The sequence below is a fragment of the Nocardia sp. NPDC050175 genome (assembly GCF_044459885.1).
GTDB lineage: Bacteria > Actinomycetota > Actinomycetes > Mycobacteriales > Mycobacteriaceae > Nocardia.
In genome coordinates this window covers 1-17,424 of sequence record NZ_JBITJI010000015.1, presented here as the reverse complement: position 1 = coordinate 17,424, position 17,424 = coordinate 1, and the positions used below count along the sequence as shown (strand labels likewise).

The following is a 17,424-nucleotide window of genomic DNA, read 5'->3' as shown; positions in this document are numbered from 1 at the left end:
GAGCATGCTGTCAAACCCGGCGGCGATCGCGGTCCGACACGCCGCCCGCGCTGTTCAACCCATTGACCTCAACCACGGTTCAGGGTGAACCATTCAGGTATGACGAGATCCGCCGATTTCTGGAATTCCGCCTATGACAACGACATCGCACCGTGGGTGATCGGAGAACCACAGCCCGCGATCGTCGCGCTGGAGCGCGACGGCTGGATTCGCGGCCGGGTGCTCGACCCCGGTTCCGGCGCGGGTGAACACACGATCCTGCTGACCGAGCTCGGCTATGACGTGCTCGGTATCGACCTGTCCTCCAGCGCGGTCGAGTTCGCTCGCGGAAACGCTGCCGCGCAAGGGGTTCCGAGCGCGCGGTTCGAGGTGGCCGATGCCATCGCGTTCGGTGCCGCCGCGGACGCGCCGACCTTCGACACGATCGTGGACAGCGCGCTGTTCCACGTCTTCGGCACCGAACCCGAGCCGCGTGCCGCGTACGTGCGCAGCCTGCACGCACTCTGCAAGCCGGGCGGGGTGGTCAATATCCTCGCGCTGTCCGATGCCGGACCCGGCTTCGGGCCGCAGATCAGTGACTCGGTCATCCGCGAATCATTCGTCGACGGTTGGGAATTGGAGGATCTGCAGTCCACGCACTATCGCGGCCGAGTCACCGCGTCCGCGCTCGAGCAGAAGCCGGATCTCGGCCTGCCCGAGGGCAGTTCCATCGATGTGGTGGCGTGGCTGGCCAGGATCCGCCGCGTCTAGATCCGGTCCCGCTCTGGTCCGCTCATGCCCGCCGGGTGCTCATCCGCGATGCGCGCATGCAGATGCATGTCATGCCAGCCGTCGGCGTGCAGCCCAGCACTGCGCATGGTCCCTTCCAGGGCATAGCCGAGCTTGGCGGCGACCCGGCACGACGGCTGGTTCGCCACCGAGTGGCTCAGTTGCAGCCGGTGGAATCCGACACCGAACGCCCAGGTTGTCAGCGTGGCAATCGCGCGCGGTGTGACGGCCTGCCCGCGGGCAGCGGGCGCGGTCCAGTAGGCGACCTCGGCTTGGCCGACGGCGAGCTGGAAGTCCTTCAACGCGGCTCGGGCGACCAGTCGCCCGCTTGCGATATCGATGACCGCCCAATGGGCGCCGATGCCCGCACGCCACGTCCCCGACCATCGTTCGATCCAGTCGCACACCTCGTCGACCGAGTCGGCGCTGCGGACATGCCAGCGTTGGATCGAGGGATCGGCGAACACCTCGAAGACCTCGGGTGCGTCATCGACCGTCCATGGCCGGAGCAGCAACCCGTCGCCGGTAGTGAACACCGGTTGCGCTGACTGCGTGAACATTTCGGCGGCGACCAAGTCGTCCGTCAACATTGGCATGACGTCGATTCTTCCCCGTCCGCGGCACGTTCGACGCAAGAAACGTGCTCACCGCCGAGCGGGTCCGCAGGGTTGTCGCGTGTGGCGGATCGCGTACGGACCAGGTGGTCTCAATGATCTAGTGTCGAATCATGGAGACGCTGGATGTGGTCGAGGCCGAGCGGGTTTCCGCTCTGTTGGCGGCGGAGGCCAATGCCGTGGCATTGTTCGACGAGGTGGTCGCTCGCGGGATCATCGCGCCGGGCAAACGCGAATCGGTGGTGAGCGACGCGGTGCGCGATCTGGCCGGCGAGATGTTCGGCACGCGGCGGTTCTGGCACAAGCGGATCGTGCGGTCCGGCATCAATACGCTCGAGCCGTACAGCGCGAACCCGCCGGATCGGATCATCGGCGCGGACGACATCTGCTTCCTCGACTTCGGGCCGATCTTCGCCGAATGGGAGGCCGACTTCGGCCGCACCTATGTGCTCGGCGACGATCCGGCCAAGCTGGCCTTGCGGGACGCGCTGGAGCCGTTCTGGGAGCGGGGCCGGGCGCACTTCGAGGCGCATCCCGATATCACCGGCGACCAGCTCTACACCTGGGTCGTCGAGCAGGCGGCCGAGCAAGGCTGGGAGGTGACCGCGGAGATCGCCGGACATCTTGTTGGCGAGTTCCCGCACAAGCAGATCTCCGGCACCGAGGTCACCACGTATGTCGCGGCGGGCTCGACCCCGCCGATGCGGCGCCTCGATCCCAAAGGCCGGATCTGCCATTGGATTCTGGAGATCCACCTGGTGGACCGCGCGAACAACATCGGCGGGTTCTTCGAGCAGCTCCTGGATATCCGGCCTGCGGTGTAGTCGCTCAGCGCTCCGCGGCGGTGGCGATGTCGTCGAGGTCGCGGCGGAGCATGCGGCGGGTAGGGCCCTCTAGGAGTTTGCCGATGAAGGCGGCCATGCGGCCGACCTTGCCGTGCGGCCGACCTTCGAAACCCATGGCCAGCAGGGTGTTCGAGCCCTGCGCCGTGAGGGTGAAGATGGAGCGATAGTGGGTGCCGTGCGAATCGGCTTCGGTGGTGTAGGACTGGCCGGGCACGATGGCCGTCACGGTCATCGTCTCGGTGGATTCCTTGCCGAACGCGACCCGGGTTTCCTTCCAGGAGGTGCCGACCTCGAAGCCGGTTCCGCCATCGAGGCGCTCCAGCCGGGAGATACCCCTGATCACCTCGGCCGTGCGATCGAGATCGGTGATCACTGCCCAGACCTGCTCCGGTGGCACGGCGATCTCGCGGGTAACCGTGATCATCGACAAAACGTGCCTCCTCCGACCGCCGACACTCGGCCGCCTTCGGCCGAACTACGGCAAGTTCTATCAGCCCGAGGCCGGATACGCGAGCACGCCCACCCGGTTCTGCCGCCGCGGTCGTCCTCGATCGCTATCGGATAGTTGCGAGCAGCTCGGCGGCAGGGAGCGATCCGGGCGCCCGTCCTTCGCGGGCAAAGGTGTCGGCCACCTCGCAGATGCGCTCGTTGACCGGGGCCGGCACGCCGTGCAGGCGGCCGAGCAGCACGATCTCGCCGTTGAGGTAGTCGGTCTCGATGCTGCCGGTGCCGCGGGCCAGGCTCTGCCAGGACGAGCTGCCGGACCGGCTGGTGCCGCCGGTGCGCAGGATGTCGCCGCGCCTGGCCTTGTCCTCTTCGGCGGAGGCGAACGGAATACCGGCGGCGGTCAGCACCTCGACGGCCTCGGCGCGCGCACGATCGAGAATCTCGGTGACACCGTCGCCCGGCTGGATGGTCGCGTCGACGGCGTTGCCGAGATTCATCAGCAGCTTGTTGTACTTCCAGCGCATGATGTCCGATCGCGGCTCCGAGTGGCAGCCCGCCGAACGGAACGCGGCCGCGATGGATTCCGCGGTCTCGTCGCTGCCCGTGGGGTACCTGCCGATATCGAGAATGGCGGGCACCGGCCACGCTCGCGGCTGCACCACACCCGGCTCCAGATGGGTGGACGGGAACATCACGCAGACCCCGTACACGTTCGGGAAGCGGCGCAACGCGGCACGCTCGTTGGCGACACCGTTCTGCAGGCATACGATCGGCGTCTCGCGATCCACCACTCCCGACAGATCCCGCAGTGCCGCTTCGGTATTCATACTCTTCATCGTCAGCAGCACCACGTCGCCGGGTGCGCCGGTGAGCTCCGCCGGACTCGACACGGCGGGAATGGACAACGTCTCGGCACCGCCGCCAGTCACCAAACGCAGTCCCTCCGACTGGATCGCGGCCAGGTGCGCGCCCCGCGCGATGAGCACGACCTCGTGCCCGGCCCGGTGCAGCAGCCCACCGAGGCTGCCGCCGACCGCACCCGCCCCGTACACAATGAACCGCTTGGTAGCCATGCCCCGAGCCTGCCAGTTCGGGCGAGGTGCCGCCCGCCGCCGCGACAGTTCGACTTGCTCTTGGTCGCGCATTTGGACGGTGTCGCTCAGTAGGATCGGTCGGGGTTGCACCCGAAAGCCGCGTTCGATCCGAAGGATGGCCGATGCTGCGTTTCTTCCTGTTCGGCGCGCTGGTGCCCGCCGTGCTGACCGTCGGCTTCGCCGCCGTCATCGGCGGTTGGGCCTGGACAGTGGTGCTGATCCTGCTCGGGGCGCTGCTGCTGCTCGGCGTCTACGACCTGCTGCAGCGCAAGCACTCGCTGCTGCGGAACTATCCGCTGCTCGGGCATCTGCGCTATCTGCTCGAAGAGATCCGGCCCGAGATCCAGCAGTATTTCGTGGAGCGCAACTTCGACGGACGCCCCTACGATCGCGAGATCCGATCGACGATCTACGAGCGCGCCAAGGGAATTCACGGCGAGCAGTCGTTCGGCACCGAGCGCGACCTCAGCGCGATCGGCAGCGAGTACCTGGTGCACTCGATCGCGCCGGTGCCCGAACCGGCGGAACCGCCCCGGGTGCTGGTGGGCGGGCCGGATTGCACCAAGCCGTACGCGATGTCGCTGATGAACGTCTCGGCGATGAGCTTCGGCGCGCTGTCGGCCAATGCCATCCGTGCGTTGAATCACGGTGCGGCCCTTGGTGGTTTCGCGCACGATACCGGCGAGGGCGGCCTCACCTCCTATCACCTCGACGGCGGCGGCGACCTGATCTGGGAACTGGGGTCGGGCTACTTCGGCGCGCGCACCGCGGCAGGCGATTTCGACCCGGCCCAGTTCGCCGATAAGGCCGCCGACGACCGGATCAAGGCAATCTCGTTGAAGCTCAGTCAAGGTGCGAAGCCGGGCATCGGCGGCGTGCTGCCCGCCGCGAAGGTGACCGCGGAGATCGCGGGCTTCCGCGGCGTGCCCGCGCACGTGAAATGCGTGAGCCCGCCGATGCATTCGGCCTTCTCGACGCCGCGCGAGATGATCGAGTTCATCGCGCGCCTGCGCGAGCTCTCCGGCGGGAAGCCGGTGGGCTTCAAGCTCTGTGTCGGATCCAGGATCGACGTGATCGCGTTCTGCAAAGCGATGGTGGCCGAAGGCATCACCCCGGACTTCATCACCATCGACGGCGCCGAGGGCGGAACCGCCGCCGCGCCACTGGAATACGAGGACAACGTCGGTCTGCCGCTCACCGACGGGCTGATGACCGTGCACAACGCGCTGGTCGGCACCGGACTGCGCGACCGGATAAAGCTGGGCGCGAGCGGAAAGGTCGCCACCGCAAGCGATATCGTCATCCGCCTCATCCAGGGCGCCGACTTCACCAACTCCGCCCGGGCCATGATGATGGCGGTCGGCTGCATCCAGGCCATGATGTGCCACACCAACAAATGCCCGGTCGGCGTGGCCACCCAGGATCCCAAGCGCGCCCGCGCACTCGACGTGGCGGACAAGAGCATTCGCGTCCAGCGCTACCACGAGGCGGTCGTCGCGCAGGCCGTCGGCCTGATGGCCACCCTCGGCGTCCAGCACCCGGCCGACCTGACCCCGCACATGCTCCGGAAACGGGTGTCCACCACCACCGTTCGCTCCTACGCCGAACTGTACGAATGGCTCACCCCCGGCGAGTTGCTCGCCGACACCCCGGCGGCCTGGCGCGACGACTGGAATTACGCCTCGGCAGATTCGTTCCGGATCAACGCGCCGCATCCCGCCGCGCGGTGAATCAGGCGACGGCCTCGCCCTGGTCGCTCGCGAAGCCGCGGCGCGAGCCCGGCCCATATCCGGGCACATTGATGCCCGGCACGTCCGCACCCAACCCGATGATCTGGTTGAGCGTGTTGTGATACTGCTGCACTTCGGCGATCTGTCCCTCGTGGAACCGGATTTCACTGAGAAACGTTGCGTGATAGTGACGTTGGCTCTCGATCGCGGTGAAGTCGCCCTCGATGTTGGCGAACCAGGCGTGCGGCGCGGCGAACGGGCGCACGGCGATGCGGCACAGGCTGCCGGGCTGCCACAGTTCGGCGCTCCACCAGAGCATGCTCTCGCCCAACTCTTCGCGGCCCTCGATGGTGTCCGGCAGGCCGGGTAGCTGCCACGGCGCGTGGAACCGCACGTCGGCGGTGACCAGGTCCAGGATCTGCTCATGGTCCTGCAGGAAGAGCAGCTCGTAGAAGCGTTCGATCGCGGCGCGTTCGACGGCCGCGTCGGGGAGTCCGGTGGACCCGTTGCTCCGGGTGCCGATACGTCTCCGGTCCTGCGGAGCGGTTGTCATGCTGATCATCACAAGCCTTCCCATCGTGCCGGTCGATCACTCGAAGATGAGTCAGCAAATCATGAGCAAACATCAGCCGTCAATGAGTATTCGGCGAATCCGCTGTGGCGCTCACCACTGGTCAGCGCCCGTTCGGGCGACCCGCCGTGCTGGGCGTTCGTTTGCTGTTCTGTGACGGCGGTCATAGCCTTGAGTTGTTCGCATGGAGGTCGAGCCGCGACACCGGAGCCGGGGTTCGGCGAACACCGCGGGGGCGCAACAGTACAGCTATACCTGATCGGGGCTATTCGATGTCGACGATTCTCTACGTCCTTCTCCAGCCGTTCCTCGGCGAACAGGCCGCCCAGCAGTTGGCCACGGACTTCATGTTCGGCCCGAGCAACTGACGACGATCCCGCGCGGGCAAGGCAGCGCCGTCGGGCCGCTAAACTGCTGAGCGGGACAGTAAGTCGAGGGTGCGCAGCGGGAAGCGCACGGCGAACACAGGAGAAATCATGTCGAGTCGCCGCTTCCGATCCAGTGTTGCCGGGATAGTCATCCTGGTTACCGCATTGGTGGTTGCCGGTTGTTCAGCGTCGGAGTCGAAGAAGCCGGGAGCGGCCGACCCCGCGCCGCCCGCTATCTCCATCACCCCGGCGTCGGGCGCGAAGGATGTCGATCCGAAGACTCCGGTCCAGGTGACCGCGGGCGACGGCGTGCTGACCTCGGTCACCATGACCAACGAGAAGGGCAAGCCCATCGAGGGCATCTTCACGCCGGACAAGACGGCGTGGAAACCCACCGAACCGGTCGGCTACGGCCACTCGTACACGATCACCGCCGAGGGGCTCACGATCACCGGCCGCAGTGGCCCGCTGACCTCGACGTTTTCCACGTTGACACCGAACAACCAGACCAAGGTCTACTTCGAGACCACCGGCGGTGGGCTGCTCGACGGCGGCACCTTCGGCGTCGGCGCGGTGATCGCCGCGCACTTCGACGAGGACGTGCCGGACCGCGCGCTCGCCGAGAAGCGGCTGCAGGTCACCACGACCCCGCCGCTGGAGGGCTCCTGGTATTGGCTCGACAATCAGCACGTGCACTGGCGGCCGAAGGAGTACTACCCGTCCGGCACGAAGGTGACGGTCGCGGCCAACATCTACGCGGTCGACCTCGGCGGCGGCCTGTACGGCCAGGAGGACACCAAGGCCTCGTTCACCATCGGCGCCTCGCACGTCTCCATCGCCGACGACAACACCAAGCAGGTCCAGGTGTTCGAGGACGGCAAGATGATCCGCTCCATGCCCACCTCGATGGGCATGGGCGGCAGTGAGAACGTCGGCGGCAAGACGATCACCTTCTGGACCCAGCCCGGCGTCTACACGGTGATGAGCAAGGCCAACCCGGTGGTCATGGACTCGTCCACCTTCGGGCTGCCGGTCAACTCCCGGCTCGGCTACAAGGAATCCATCAACTGGGCGACCCGGATCAGCACCGACGGCATCTATCTGCACGAGCTGGCGTCCACGGTGTGGGCGCAGGGCAATACCGACACCTCGCACGGCTGCCTGAACCTCAGCCCGGACAACGCGCGATGGTTCTACGACTTCGCGGTCCCCGGCGACGTGGTGGAGGTGCGCAATACCGGTGGCGCGCCGCTCGACGTCTGGCAGAACGGTGACTGGGGTCTGTCGTGGGATCAGTGGCAGGCGGGCAGCGCGCTGAAGTAGTAAGGCCAGCAGCTGCCGACTGGCTCCCGACAAGTCAGGGGTGCGGCTCGTAGCGTCGGGGTGTGGACGAAAACCTTGCCGCCGACCTCGCCGAATTGCCTGCGTTGCTGGATGCGGTGCGCGAATCGGCGACGGACCTGTTGACCGGTATCGAGACGCGGCCGGTCGCGCGGGCACCGAAAGAGGTAGGGCCCGCGGCACTTCCGGAACACGGCATCGGCCTTGGCCGGGCACTCGCGCTGTTCCGTGAACGCTGGGAGCCGCAGTTCTCTGGGAGCGCGGGCCCGCGCTATTTCGGTTTCGTCACCGGTGGCGCCACCCCGGCGTCGGTCGCGGGCGATTGGCTGACCGGGGTGCTCGATCAGAACGCGATGTCGGGTGAGGATTCCGCGGCGATCGAGTTGGAACATCAGACGGTGGGCTGGATCGGGGGGCTGTTCGGACTGGAACAGCACACCGGGGCGTTTGTCAGCGGGGCGACGATGTCGAATTTCGTCGGCTTGGCGATCGCGCGGGAGTGGTTGGGCGAACAGCTGGGAATCTCGGTGGCGCAGGCCGGAATCGGCGCGCTGGGGCCGGTGCACGTGCTGTCGGGAACGCCGCATTCCAGCATCGTCAAGTCGTTGTCCATGCTCGGAATCGGGCGGGACAGTATGCGATTGGTGCCGACCATGCCCGGCCGGGAGGCCGTCGACGTGGACCGGCTCGCCGAGGCCCTCGCGGCGCTGGACGGCCGGCCCGCCATTGTGGTCGCCAATGCGGGCACGGTGAACACCGTCGACTTCGACGATCTGCGCGCGATTGCCGCACTGCGCCAACGGTATCCGTTCTGGCTGCATGTCGACGGCGCGTTCGGCGCGTTCGCGGCGCTGGCACCGGAGTATGCCGAGTTGGTAGACGGGCTCGGGGAAGCGGATTCGGTCTGTGTCGATCTGCACAAGTGGTTCAACGTGCCCTACGACGCGGCGGTCCAGTACACCCGGCACCGGGATCTGCAGCTGCGCGTCTTCCTGAATTCCGCCGCCTATCTGACCCCGCCCACCGGCACACCAGATTTCGGGCATTTGGTGCCGGAGAACTCGCGGCGACTGCGTGCGCTCGCGGCTTGGTTCTCGCTCACCGCGTACGGTCGCGATGGTCACCGGGATATCGTGCAGCGCAACATCTCCGGTGCCAACAGCCTTGCCGAGCGGCTCGTCGCGACCGGGCTGCTCCGGCTCGTCGCTCCGGTGCGGCTCAACGTCGTGTGTTTTACGTTGACCGACCAGCCCACTACCGAGCGGGTGCACGCGCTGGTCGACGCCATCGCCGAGTCCGGCGAAACCTTTGTGACGCCAACGGTTTACGAGGGAGTGCCAGCGATTCGCGCCGCGTTCAGCAATTGGCGAACGACCGACACCGACGTGGATCGGGCGGCCGAGGCGATCGCCGCGGCGGCACTCGCCCTCGGTTGATCGTCAGCTCGCCACTTCCGTGGCGGGCGGTGGATGAAAACCGGGACCGGGCTGTGGTTCGACGTCGCGGGGATCGAGTTCGGTGCGGCAGTGGTCGCACACCAGCAGCGGCGTGATCGGGTGGCCGCAGGTGCGGTGCTCGAGGATGAGCGGCGGGCCGTCCGGCTCGGCCAGGTGCCGGTCGCCCCACGCCGACATGGCGATGATGATCGGGTACAGCTCGCGACCCGCGGCGGTGAGGTGGTAGTCGACGCGGCCGCCGCCCTCGTCGGTGCGGGCGAAGATGCCGGCGTCGATCAGCATGCGCAGGCGGCTGGTGAGCAGGTTGCGGTTGGTGATGCCGATGTTGCGGGCGAAATCGCTGAACCGGCGCACGCCGAAGAACGCCTCGGCGATGACCAGGATGGACCACCGGTCGCCGAGCAGCTCGACGACGCGGGTCACCGAATCATCGGCGGGGCGTCGGATGGTCATCCGGATATCTTCGCATTCGTTGTTGGTATTGCATTCCTACTGTTGGTATCGGAATAATACTACCTATCCGAGCGCAGCACGGGCACGATCGGTTGCCGCCGGGTCGATGAGGTGGGAGTCCTATGACGTCAGCAGAAGAGTCGAGCGCCGACTACGTCCGTTTGCTCGACCCCGCGGTGCGGCCGAATCCCTACCCCCTGTTCGCGCGGTTGCGGGAGCGCGGACCGTTCCGGATCGGGACGGCGCCGGTGGTCATCGTGCCCGGCCACGCCGACTGCGCGGCGGTGCTGCGCGATCCTCGGGTGAGCGTCGACCGCTCGCTGGCGAAGCTGCAACTGGGCTCGATGCCGATCTACGACGCGACGAAAACCACTGCCGACCAGGTGAAGCCGTCGTTTCTGTTCCTCGATCCGCCGGACCACACCCGGCTGCGGCGGCTGGTGTCGAAGGCCTTCACCCCGCGCGTGGTGCAGCAGCTCGAACCAAGGATCACCGAGATCGTCGACGACATCCTCGACAAGCACTCGGCGGCAGGCACTTTCGATGCCGTCACCGAGTTCGCCTATCCGCTGCCGGTGACCGTCATCTGCGAACTGCTCGGCGTGCCGCTGGAAGACGAAGCGCAGCTGAGTCATTGGTCGTCGCTGCTGTCTCGCACGTTGGATCCGACGTCGCGGCAGGCGGCCGAGCACCAGGCCGATCCCGCCGAATTGCAGCGCGCCGGAACCGAACTCAGCATCTACTTCGAGCGGTTGACCGAACGCCGCCGCGCCACACCGGGACCCGACCTGCTCTCGCAACTGCTCGCGGCGGAGGACGCCGGGGACATGCTCAGCCACGAGGAGCTGATCTCCACCTGCGCGCTGCTGCTCGTCGCGGGGCACGAGACCACGGTCAACCTCATCGCCAACGCGACCCTCGCGCTGCTGCGCCGCCCCGACGAACTCGCCGCCCTGCGCGCGAATCCCGAACGCGCACAGGGCGTTGTCGAGGAGACGCTGCGCTTCGATCCGCCGGTGCAGCTGATCCCGCGCATCGCCGCCGACGACCTGACGGTGGGCGAGCTCGCCGTCCGGCGCGGCGATCTGGTGGTGATGCTGGTCGCCGCCGCGCAGCGCGACCCCGCCGCGTTCCCCGATCCGGACCGCTTCGATCCGGCCCGCGACAACCGGCACCTGGCCTTCGGACTCGGCGCCCACTTCTGTCTCGGCGCTCCGCTGGCCCGGCTGGAGGCGCGGGTGGCGCTCACCCGGTTCGCGCAACGCGTCGAATCGCCGCGGCTGCCCACGGATCCGCCGGTGTATCGCGAACACGTGAACCTGCGCGGTCCGGCGCACATGCCGATCGAGTTCGCGGCGATCCTGCCGCGTTAGTCAGCCGTCGTAGGAGACGTGCGGCGTCCAGTCGTCGAGGGGCCGGACGGCGGCGGCGTGCAGCGCCTCGGCGACCAACTCCCTGGTGAACGCGCCCTCGCCGAGCACGCCGTTGATCTGCACGGCCACGGCCCGAAAACCCTTGGGCGCCAATGTGGTATCTAAGCTGGTCACCAGATTGCGGACCGCCGCCTTCTGCACGCCGAGCGACGCGGCTTGATTCCACGGCTTGTCCGCCGCCGCGCTCCCGGTGACCAGCACCCGCGCGCCCTCGGCGAAGAACGGCAGCGCCGACTGCACGGCGGGCAGCAGCGCGGCGGCGCCGATGGTGAAGTCCTCGATCAACTCCGGCACCGACAGCTGCAACGGATCCGACTGGCGGAACATGCTCGGGTTGAAATGCAGCACGTCGATCCGGCCGTGCTGCTCCCCCACCGCGGTCACCACTCGGGCAATGTCGGCCGGATCGGACAGATCGACGCCGACGCCCTCCGCGTCGAAACCCTCGCCGCGCAACTGTGCGGCCAGCGGCTCGGCCTCCTCCGGCAGCCGGGCGGCCAGGAATACCGCATAACCGTCGTCGGCGAAGAGTCGGGCAACAGCCAATCCGACACCGGGACCGGCGCCGAGCACGAGAAGCACGGGAGCAGACATGATCTCGAGCCTAGAGGCGACGCGGTGATCACGGCCAGCAGTTGCTGGGTAGTCGCCGTGCCGCGCACGGCACACCGCCGCGACTGTCGCGAAAGCCACTACATAACCGCCGCTGATCTGGGTATTGCGCGCGCGTGGGTACTCTCGAACGGGTCGGACAAGGAACAAGACGGCGAGGAACGATCCGTGGCGCGAGTGCCGAGAAAAGCGCAGGGCACAGAGTCTGCGGCGTTGAACGATGACGACACAGTCGAGTTTGCCCGGGTCACCGACCCGCCCGCGCGGCCGGCGCGGCATCGACGTGCCGCGCCGAAACAGCGCCGGGTCGCGGCAAAGCCGCACCGGGCTCGGCAGGCGGCGAAGGTCGCGGTCCGGGTGGTCGTCTCGGTCACCGCGCTCGCGGTGCTCTCCGGCACCGGATTCGCCTGGTCGGCCAAGCTCGACTTCAACAATGGGTTCAACCGCTCGGACGCGATCGGCGAGGACGCACCGCGCTCGCTGGGCGGCGACGTCAACATCCTGCTGATCGGCCTGGACACCCGCAAGGACCAGAACGGCAACAATCTGCCGAAGGAGATCCTGGACCAGCTGCACGCGGGCGACGGGGATGAGGGCGGCTACAACGCCAACTCGCTCATCCTGCTGCACGTCCCGGCGAACATGCAGCACATCGTCGCGTTCTCCATTCCGCGTGACGACTACGTCGCGGTCTCCAACATCCCCGGTTACGACCACGTCAAGATCAAAGAGGCGTACGGGCTGAAAAAGGCGGCCGCGGAGGCCAAGCTGATCGCCAACGGCGAGAAGGATCAGGTCACGCTGGAACGCGCGGGTCGCGAGGCGGGGCGGGCGTCCATCGTGTCGGCCGTGCGCAACCTGACCGGCGTGCCGATCGACCGGTTCGCCGAGATCGCCCTCGCCGGTTTCTACCACCTGGCCGAGGCCCTCGGCGGCGTCGACGTGTGCCTGAACAAGGCCGTCGACGACAGCTACTACTCCGGCGCCAAGTTCCCCGCCGGGCCGCAGCATCTCAACGGTTCCGACGCGCTCGCGTTCGTCCGGCAGCGGCACGGGCTGGAAAACGGCGACCTCGACCGGACGCACCGGCAGCAGGCGTATCTCACCTCGGTCGCCAAGTCGCTCAAGGATTCCGGGACGCTCACCAATGTGAGCAAGGTGTCGGACCTGATGAAGGTGGCGCACCAGGACGTGGTGCTCTCCGATGGTTGGGACCTGCTCGATTTCGCGCAGAACCTCGGGGGTGCGGGCTCGATGTCGGTCGAGTTCCGGACGCTGCCGGTGTTGCGCTACGACAACGTGAACGGTCAGGACGTCAACATCATCGATCCGGCCGCCATCAAGAAGGAGGTGCGGGCCGCGTTCGGGATCCAAACTCCGAGCAGCACACCGACGCACGCGCCGACCAGCACGGTCGATGTGAAGAACGCGGGCAGTGCGGCCGGAATGGCCGCGAAGCTGTCCACGGCGCTGACGAACCGCGGCTATCGCGAGGGCGAAGTCGGGAACCTGGGCACCAGCACCACGACGACCACGGTGACCTATGGCACGGGTGCCGAGGCGGATGCCACGCAATTGGCCGAGACGCTCGGTGGACTCACGGCGACCGCCTCGTCCAACGTCCAGGCGGGCCACATTCAGGTCGTCATCGGGAGCGACTTCACGATGCCCACCGAACTGACCTCGAGCTCGGACTCGACCACCGCCACGACGACGTCCGCCGTGCCAACCACAACCGCCGATCCCGCCCCCGACTCCGGTAAGCCCGTCACGACGACGATCGGCAGCACGATCCCCTGCGTGAACTGACCGCTATTCGACGAACGCCTTGATCCGGTTCAACGTCTCGCGCATCCCGTCGACGTTCGTCTTGGTGCGCGCCCGACCGGCCAGCAGCCAGTACACCCGCAATGCCGGGGTGCTGTGCAGGTGGAACGATTCGGTGACGTCGGTGCCACCCTCGACCGGCTCGAATCGGTAAGTCCAGGTATTGATCGATATCCCGCCCGGCCCGAGCACCGTGAACGCGAATTCACGGCCCGGCTCGCACGTGATGATCCGGCACACGGTCCAGTACTTCAGACCCCAGCCGTTGCGGTTGACGTGTCCACGGAACTTCACCCCGACGGCGGGTTCGGTAGCGCCGCCGAGCCATTCGGCCGCGAAGGTCTCCGGACTGAACCGTCCCGTATTCGTGATATCGCTGACCAGCGGCCAGATCTTGTCGGCGGGCGCGGCCATTCGCACTGTCACACTGTCCTGCATGCCCGAACGCTAGCAGGGAGTAAGCGTCGCTACCGGGTGTCGGAAAGTGGCGTCAGTGCGTCGAATGCGGCGCCCCAGCGGTCCGGATCGGCCAGCAGCGCGCCGGGCGGTAGCTCCCAGTAGGCGGCGAGCAGGTCGTAGCCGAGGTGGGCGGTGGTGGCGTGGGTGGGCCAGTGCGCGGTGGTCCACTGCGGATCCTCGGTGGCCGAGTCGATTCCGGTGCGGGCGACGCCGACCAGTTCGAATTGCAGTTGCTGGATCAGCGCGACCGCGGGGGCGCCGGCGGGCTCGGTGCGCGACAGTTTCAGCAAGGCCCGGGCGACGGCGCAGACTCGAATTTCGATCCAGCGGAAGGTGCGTCGATGTGCACGCGGGACAACGACGTGCGGGACGAGCACCGCGACGGCGACGCCGATCACGGTCTCGATGAAGCGATCTCGGATCAGCGGCGCGACGGCACCGTCGGGCGTCGAACCGACCGCGAGCAGTGCGATCGGGGTGATGAAGATGGCGGCGAGCGCGTAGTTGCGCGGCACGAACAGCTCCATACAGAACAGCAGCGCGGCCACCAGCGCGATGAGGGCGTAGCCGGTGAACGCGAGCTGGTGCACCACGCCGAAGAGCGCCAAACCCACGACCGTGCCGACGAAGCGGTGGATGCCGCGCACCTTGCCGCGAACTCGATCAGGGCCGATCTGCAACACCATCAGCGCGGTGAACACGGCCCAGTGCGGCCGCTCCTGGCCGAGCAGCGCGCTGAGTCCGCCGGCGACCAGGCAGGCGATGCCGACGCGGAAGGCGCTGATGGTGGCGTGTGAATCGAAGGACAGCGAGCGGCGCAGGCGGAACCAGACGCCGGGGCGGACGAAGGAGATCAGCGGGTCGACGACCAGGTCGTTGGTGTCGTCGTAGGCCGGACCGGCGAGTCGGCGGCGGGCCGCGACCAAGGTGGCCAGCAGTTCCGAATCCGGTGCTCGGCTGGGCAGTCCCGCGTCGTAGACCGCTGCCCAGGCCTCAGCGACCGCGCCGCCTGCCTGATGCCGCAGGTCGATGGCGGGTTGGCCGGATGCCCGCGCCGACAGGTAGGAGTCGACCGCGCGGATCGCGGCTTCGACGGCTACCCGCTCGGGCTTGCGCCGATCACGCAGTACTCCGGCCATCGATGCGAGCACCGACGCAGCGACGCCGAATGCCGTGCAGGACAACAGGTCCGCTGTCGATATGCCCGCCTCGGCGGCCATCATGGCGCCGCCACAGGCGATCACGAAGAGCAGGGCACCCGGCGGGCCGAGTCGCAGCGCATCGATCGCGTAGACGGCAACGACCGCGACGACCGTCAGCAGGGCCACCGTGAGCAGCGAAGCGCCGAGTCCACCGGAGAGCCCGTGCCCGAGCAGTGCACCGACACCGCAGGACGCGAGCAGCGCGAGGCCCGCGGCGAGCACCACCCCTGCGCGCATGCGATATGCCCTGCGCTCTCCGTACATCACCGCGAAGGCACCGAACAGCACGAACAACGCCTGCTGCGGGTGTCCGGTCGCGACGACCACCGCGGCGGGCAGCGCGAAGGCCAGCGCGGACCGCAGACCGGGGCTCCAGCGTCGTCCCGCAGGCGGAAGCGCGAACAGCAGCGCGCCGATTCGCCCCTGTGGCGGCAGCGGGTCGGAGACCGACTGGACCATGTCCGTCCTTCCTGATCGTCAAGCGGGGTTGCCGTTCCACCGTATGCGCGTGACGGCCGCCACTGGACAGACGGTCCGCCGCGCGGCGCGCCGCTAGATTCGAAGAGTGACCGCTGACGCGCAACCCACCCGCATCCACTCGTTCGCCGACGACGCACTCGGCGAGCACGACGCGGTCGCCTTGGCCGAACTGGTGCGCAGCGGGGAACGCAGCCCGCGCGAACTCGCCGCGGCGGCGGTGGAACGCGCGCGGCAGGTCGAGGAGTTGGCCGCGGTCGCGTACGAGAGTTACGAGAAGCCGCTGCTGCCCGCCGAGCGGACCGGGCGGTTGTACGGGGTCCCGACGTTCGTGAAGGACAACGCCGACATCGCCGGGATGCCGACCAACCAGGGCGCCCAAGCGTTCCGGGCCAAGCCAGCGCGGGAGCACGGCGCGTACGCGCGCCAATTCCTCAGTGCCGGAATGACAGTGCTCGGCAAGAGCACGCTGCCCGAGTTCGGATTCAACGCGACCACCGAGCCGCCGTTCGCCCGGCCGACCCGAAACCCTTGGCACACTGGCTATTCGGTGGGTGGATCGTCCGGCGGGTCGGCGGCGTTGGTCGCGTCCGGGGTGGTGCCGATCGCGCACGGCAACGATGGCGGCGGATCGATCCGCATTCCGGCGGCCTGCGCCGGGCTGGTCGGACTGAAGCCGAGCCGAGGTCGGCACATCGATTCGGCGATGGCGCGCAAGCTGCCGGTCAATATCGTCAGCGAAGGCGTGCTGACCAGGACGGTGCGCGACACTGCCGCGTATACCGCTGCGGCGGAACAGTATTGGCACAATCCCGCACTGCCGCCGATCGGCTACGTCGAGGGCCCGGGGACAAAACGGCTACGCATCGCACTACTGCTGGAGAACATCGGCGGCCCGGTACCCGCCGGACCGATCCGAGACGCCGTCGAAAAGGTCGCCGTCACACTGGAATCCCACGGCCACCACGTCGAGCCGGTGCCGATGCCATTCGACAACACGCTCGAAACAGCGTTCCTGCAGTACTGGGGCCTACTAGCCACCTTCGTCGCCTCCACCGGCAAGCTCGCCGACCGCCACTTCGACACCGCCCGCCTCGACGACCTCACCCTCGGCCTACGCCGCTACTTCCTCCGCACCGCCTGGCGCACCCCCATCATGCTGTACCGCCTACGCACCGCAGCCACCACTTACCAACGCACCCTTGGCCCTTACGACGCCGTACTCCTCCCCACCCTCGGCCACGAAACCCCCGAACTCGGCTACCTCAGCCCCACCGTCCCCTTCGACGACCTACTAGACCGCCTACGCACCTACGTCTCATTCACCCCCATCAACAACATAACCGGCACCCCCGCCATCACCCTCCCCGCAGACTTAACCCCCACCGGCCTACCCATAGGCATCCAATTCGCCACCACCTACGGCAACGAACGCACCCTCCTAGAACTCGCCTACCTCCTCGAAGCCGAACACCCCTTCCCCCACCTCAACCACTAACCAATCCCCAACCTCCCCAAGCCAGTTCAGGACTTCACACGCCACTTTCATCCGCCAGGCCCTCAACAAGTACGCGAAGGACGCAATTACGTGTGCGAGGAACACGGCCCTGGCGACTTGACGTACGAAGCATGCTCTTGACGCAGGTTGCAGCATGCGTCAAGAACACGCTTCGTACGTCAAGTGGGCCTGCGCGTGATGGTTGCACCGAACAGTGGGACTGCTTGG

The 17,424-nt window shown here is 67.5% G+C and carries 16 protein-coding genes; 8 read left to right on the top strand and 8 right to left on the bottom strand.

Annotated features, from left to right (window positions below; genetic code table 11):
* The first annotated feature begins 99 nt into the window (after nucleotides 1-99).
* Nucleotides 100-750 (top strand): class I SAM-dependent methyltransferase, encoded by a 651-nt coding sequence (locus ACIBK2_RS37590; RefSeq protein WP_396974634.1) that lies wholly within the window; start codon nucleotides 100-102, stop codon nucleotides 748-750.
* Here the strand turns inward: ACIBK2_RS37590 and ACIBK2_RS37585 are convergent.
* Entirely contained in the window at nucleotides 747-1,364 is a 618-nt protein-coding gene (locus ACIBK2_RS37585) for a GNAT family N-acetyltransferase (RefSeq protein WP_396974632.1), read from the bottom strand. The two genes, ACIBK2_RS37590 and ACIBK2_RS37585, sit on opposite strands and share 4 nt — an antisense overlap.
* A 140-nt stretch (nucleotides 1,365-1,504) precedes the next feature.
* On the opposite strand from ACIBK2_RS37585, the gene ACIBK2_RS37580 reads away from it, so the two are divergent.
* Entirely contained in the window at nucleotides 1,505-2,206 is a 702-nt protein-coding gene (locus ACIBK2_RS37580) for a M24 family metallopeptidase (RefSeq protein WP_396974944.1), read from the top strand.
* 4 nt (nucleotides 2,207-2,210) lie between these two features.
* On the opposite strand, the gene ACIBK2_RS37575 is transcribed toward ACIBK2_RS37580, so the two are convergent.
* Entirely contained in the window at nucleotides 2,211-2,651 is a 441-nt protein-coding gene (locus ACIBK2_RS37575) for an SRPBCC family protein (RefSeq protein WP_396974630.1), read from the bottom strand.
* 130 nt (nucleotides 2,652-2,781) lie between these two features.
* Complete coding sequence (locus tag ACIBK2_RS37570; RefSeq protein WP_396974628.1) at nucleotides 2,782-3,747, bottom strand: ketopantoate reductase family protein; 966 nt, start codon at nucleotides 3,745-3,747, stop codon at nucleotides 2,782-2,784.
* A 143-nt stretch (nucleotides 3,748-3,890) separates the two neighbouring features.
* Here ACIBK2_RS37570 and ACIBK2_RS37565 point away from each other — a divergent pair, with 143 nt between their 5' ends.
* Entirely contained in the window at nucleotides 3,891-5,498 is a 1,608-nt protein-coding gene (locus tag ACIBK2_RS37565) for an FMN-binding glutamate synthase family protein (protein ID WP_396974626.1), read from the top strand.
* Between the two features lies 1 nt (nucleotide 5,499).
* Here the strand turns inward: ACIBK2_RS37565 and ACIBK2_RS37560 are convergent, their stop codons facing one another.
* The gene (locus ACIBK2_RS37560) at nucleotides 5,500-6,051 is read right to left on the bottom strand and encodes a nuclear transport factor 2 family protein (protein ID WP_396974625.1); all 552 of its coding nucleotides are present in this window, start codon (nucleotides 6,049-6,051) and stop codon (nucleotides 5,500-5,502) included.
* A 494-nt stretch (nucleotides 6,052-6,545) separates the two neighbouring features.
* Here ACIBK2_RS37560 and ACIBK2_RS37555 point away from each other — a divergent pair, with 494 nt between their 5' ends.
* Nucleotides 6,546-7,760, top strand: coding sequence for an Ig-like domain-containing protein (locus ACIBK2_RS37555; RefSeq protein ID WP_396974623.1), 1,215 nt, complete (start codon nucleotides 6,546-6,548; stop codon nucleotides 7,758-7,760).
* Between the two features lie 62 nt (nucleotides 7,761-7,822).
* Nucleotides 7,823-9,214, top strand: coding sequence for a pyridoxal phosphate-dependent decarboxylase family protein (locus ACIBK2_RS37550; protein WP_396974621.1), 1,392 nt, complete (start codon nucleotides 7,823-7,825; stop codon nucleotides 9,212-9,214).
* Nucleotides 9,215-9,217: 3 nt separating this feature from the next.
* Here ACIBK2_RS37550 and ACIBK2_RS37545 read toward each other — a convergent pair whose 3' ends face one another.
* Nucleotides 9,218-9,688 carry a winged helix-turn-helix transcriptional regulator gene (locus tag ACIBK2_RS37545; RefSeq protein ID WP_396974619.1) on the bottom strand — a complete coding sequence of 157 codons (471 nt, stop codon included), beginning with the start codon at nucleotides 9,686-9,688 and terminating at the stop codon, nucleotides 9,218-9,220.
* A 122-nt stretch (nucleotides 9,689-9,810) separates the two neighbouring features.
* Here ACIBK2_RS37545 and ACIBK2_RS37540 point away from each other — a divergent pair, with 122 nt between their 5' ends.
* Nucleotides 9,811-11,061 (top strand): cytochrome P450, encoded by a 1,251-nt coding sequence (locus tag ACIBK2_RS37540; RefSeq protein ID WP_396974617.1) that lies wholly within the window; start codon nucleotides 9,811-9,813, stop codon nucleotides 11,059-11,061.
* Here the strand turns inward: ACIBK2_RS37540 and ACIBK2_RS37535 are convergent, their stop codons facing one another.
* Nucleotides 11,062-11,715, bottom strand: a complete 654-nt coding sequence (locus ACIBK2_RS37535; RefSeq protein WP_396974615.1) for an SDR family NAD(P)-dependent oxidoreductase — start codon at nucleotides 11,713-11,715, stop codon at nucleotides 11,062-11,064.
* Nucleotides 11,716-11,946: 231 nt separating this feature from the next.
* On the opposite strand from ACIBK2_RS37535, the gene ACIBK2_RS37530 reads away from it, so the two are divergent.
* The gene (locus ACIBK2_RS37530; protein ID WP_396974613.1) at nucleotides 11,947-13,542 is read left to right on the top strand and encodes an LCP family protein; all 1,596 of its coding nucleotides are present in this window, start codon (nucleotides 11,947-11,949) and stop codon (nucleotides 13,540-13,542) included.
* A 3-nt stretch (nucleotides 13,543-13,545) separates the two neighbouring features.
* Here ACIBK2_RS37530 and ACIBK2_RS37525 read toward each other — a convergent pair whose 3' ends face one another.
* Together ACIBK2_RS37525 and ACIBK2_RS37520 are read right to left on the bottom strand one after the other, a co-directional pair.
* Nucleotides 13,546-13,998, bottom strand: coding sequence for an SRPBCC family protein (locus ACIBK2_RS37525; RefSeq protein WP_396974611.1), 453 nt, complete (start codon nucleotides 13,996-13,998; stop codon nucleotides 13,546-13,548).
* Nucleotides 13,999-14,027: 29 nt separating this feature from the next.
* Nucleotides 14,028-15,680 carry an FUSC family protein gene (locus ACIBK2_RS37520; protein ID WP_396974609.1) on the bottom strand — a complete coding sequence of 551 codons (1,653 nt, stop codon included), beginning with the start codon at nucleotides 15,678-15,680 and terminating at the stop codon, nucleotides 14,028-14,030.
* A gap of 106 nt (nucleotides 15,681-15,786) precedes the next feature.
* Between ACIBK2_RS37520 and ACIBK2_RS37515 the strand changes: the two genes are divergently transcribed.
* The gene (locus ACIBK2_RS37515) at nucleotides 15,787-17,196 is read left to right on the top strand and encodes an amidase (RefSeq protein ID WP_396974607.1); all 1,410 of its coding nucleotides are present in this window, start codon (nucleotides 15,787-15,789) and stop codon (nucleotides 17,194-17,196) included.
* The last annotated feature ends 228 nt before the right edge of the window (nucleotides 17,197-17,424 follow it).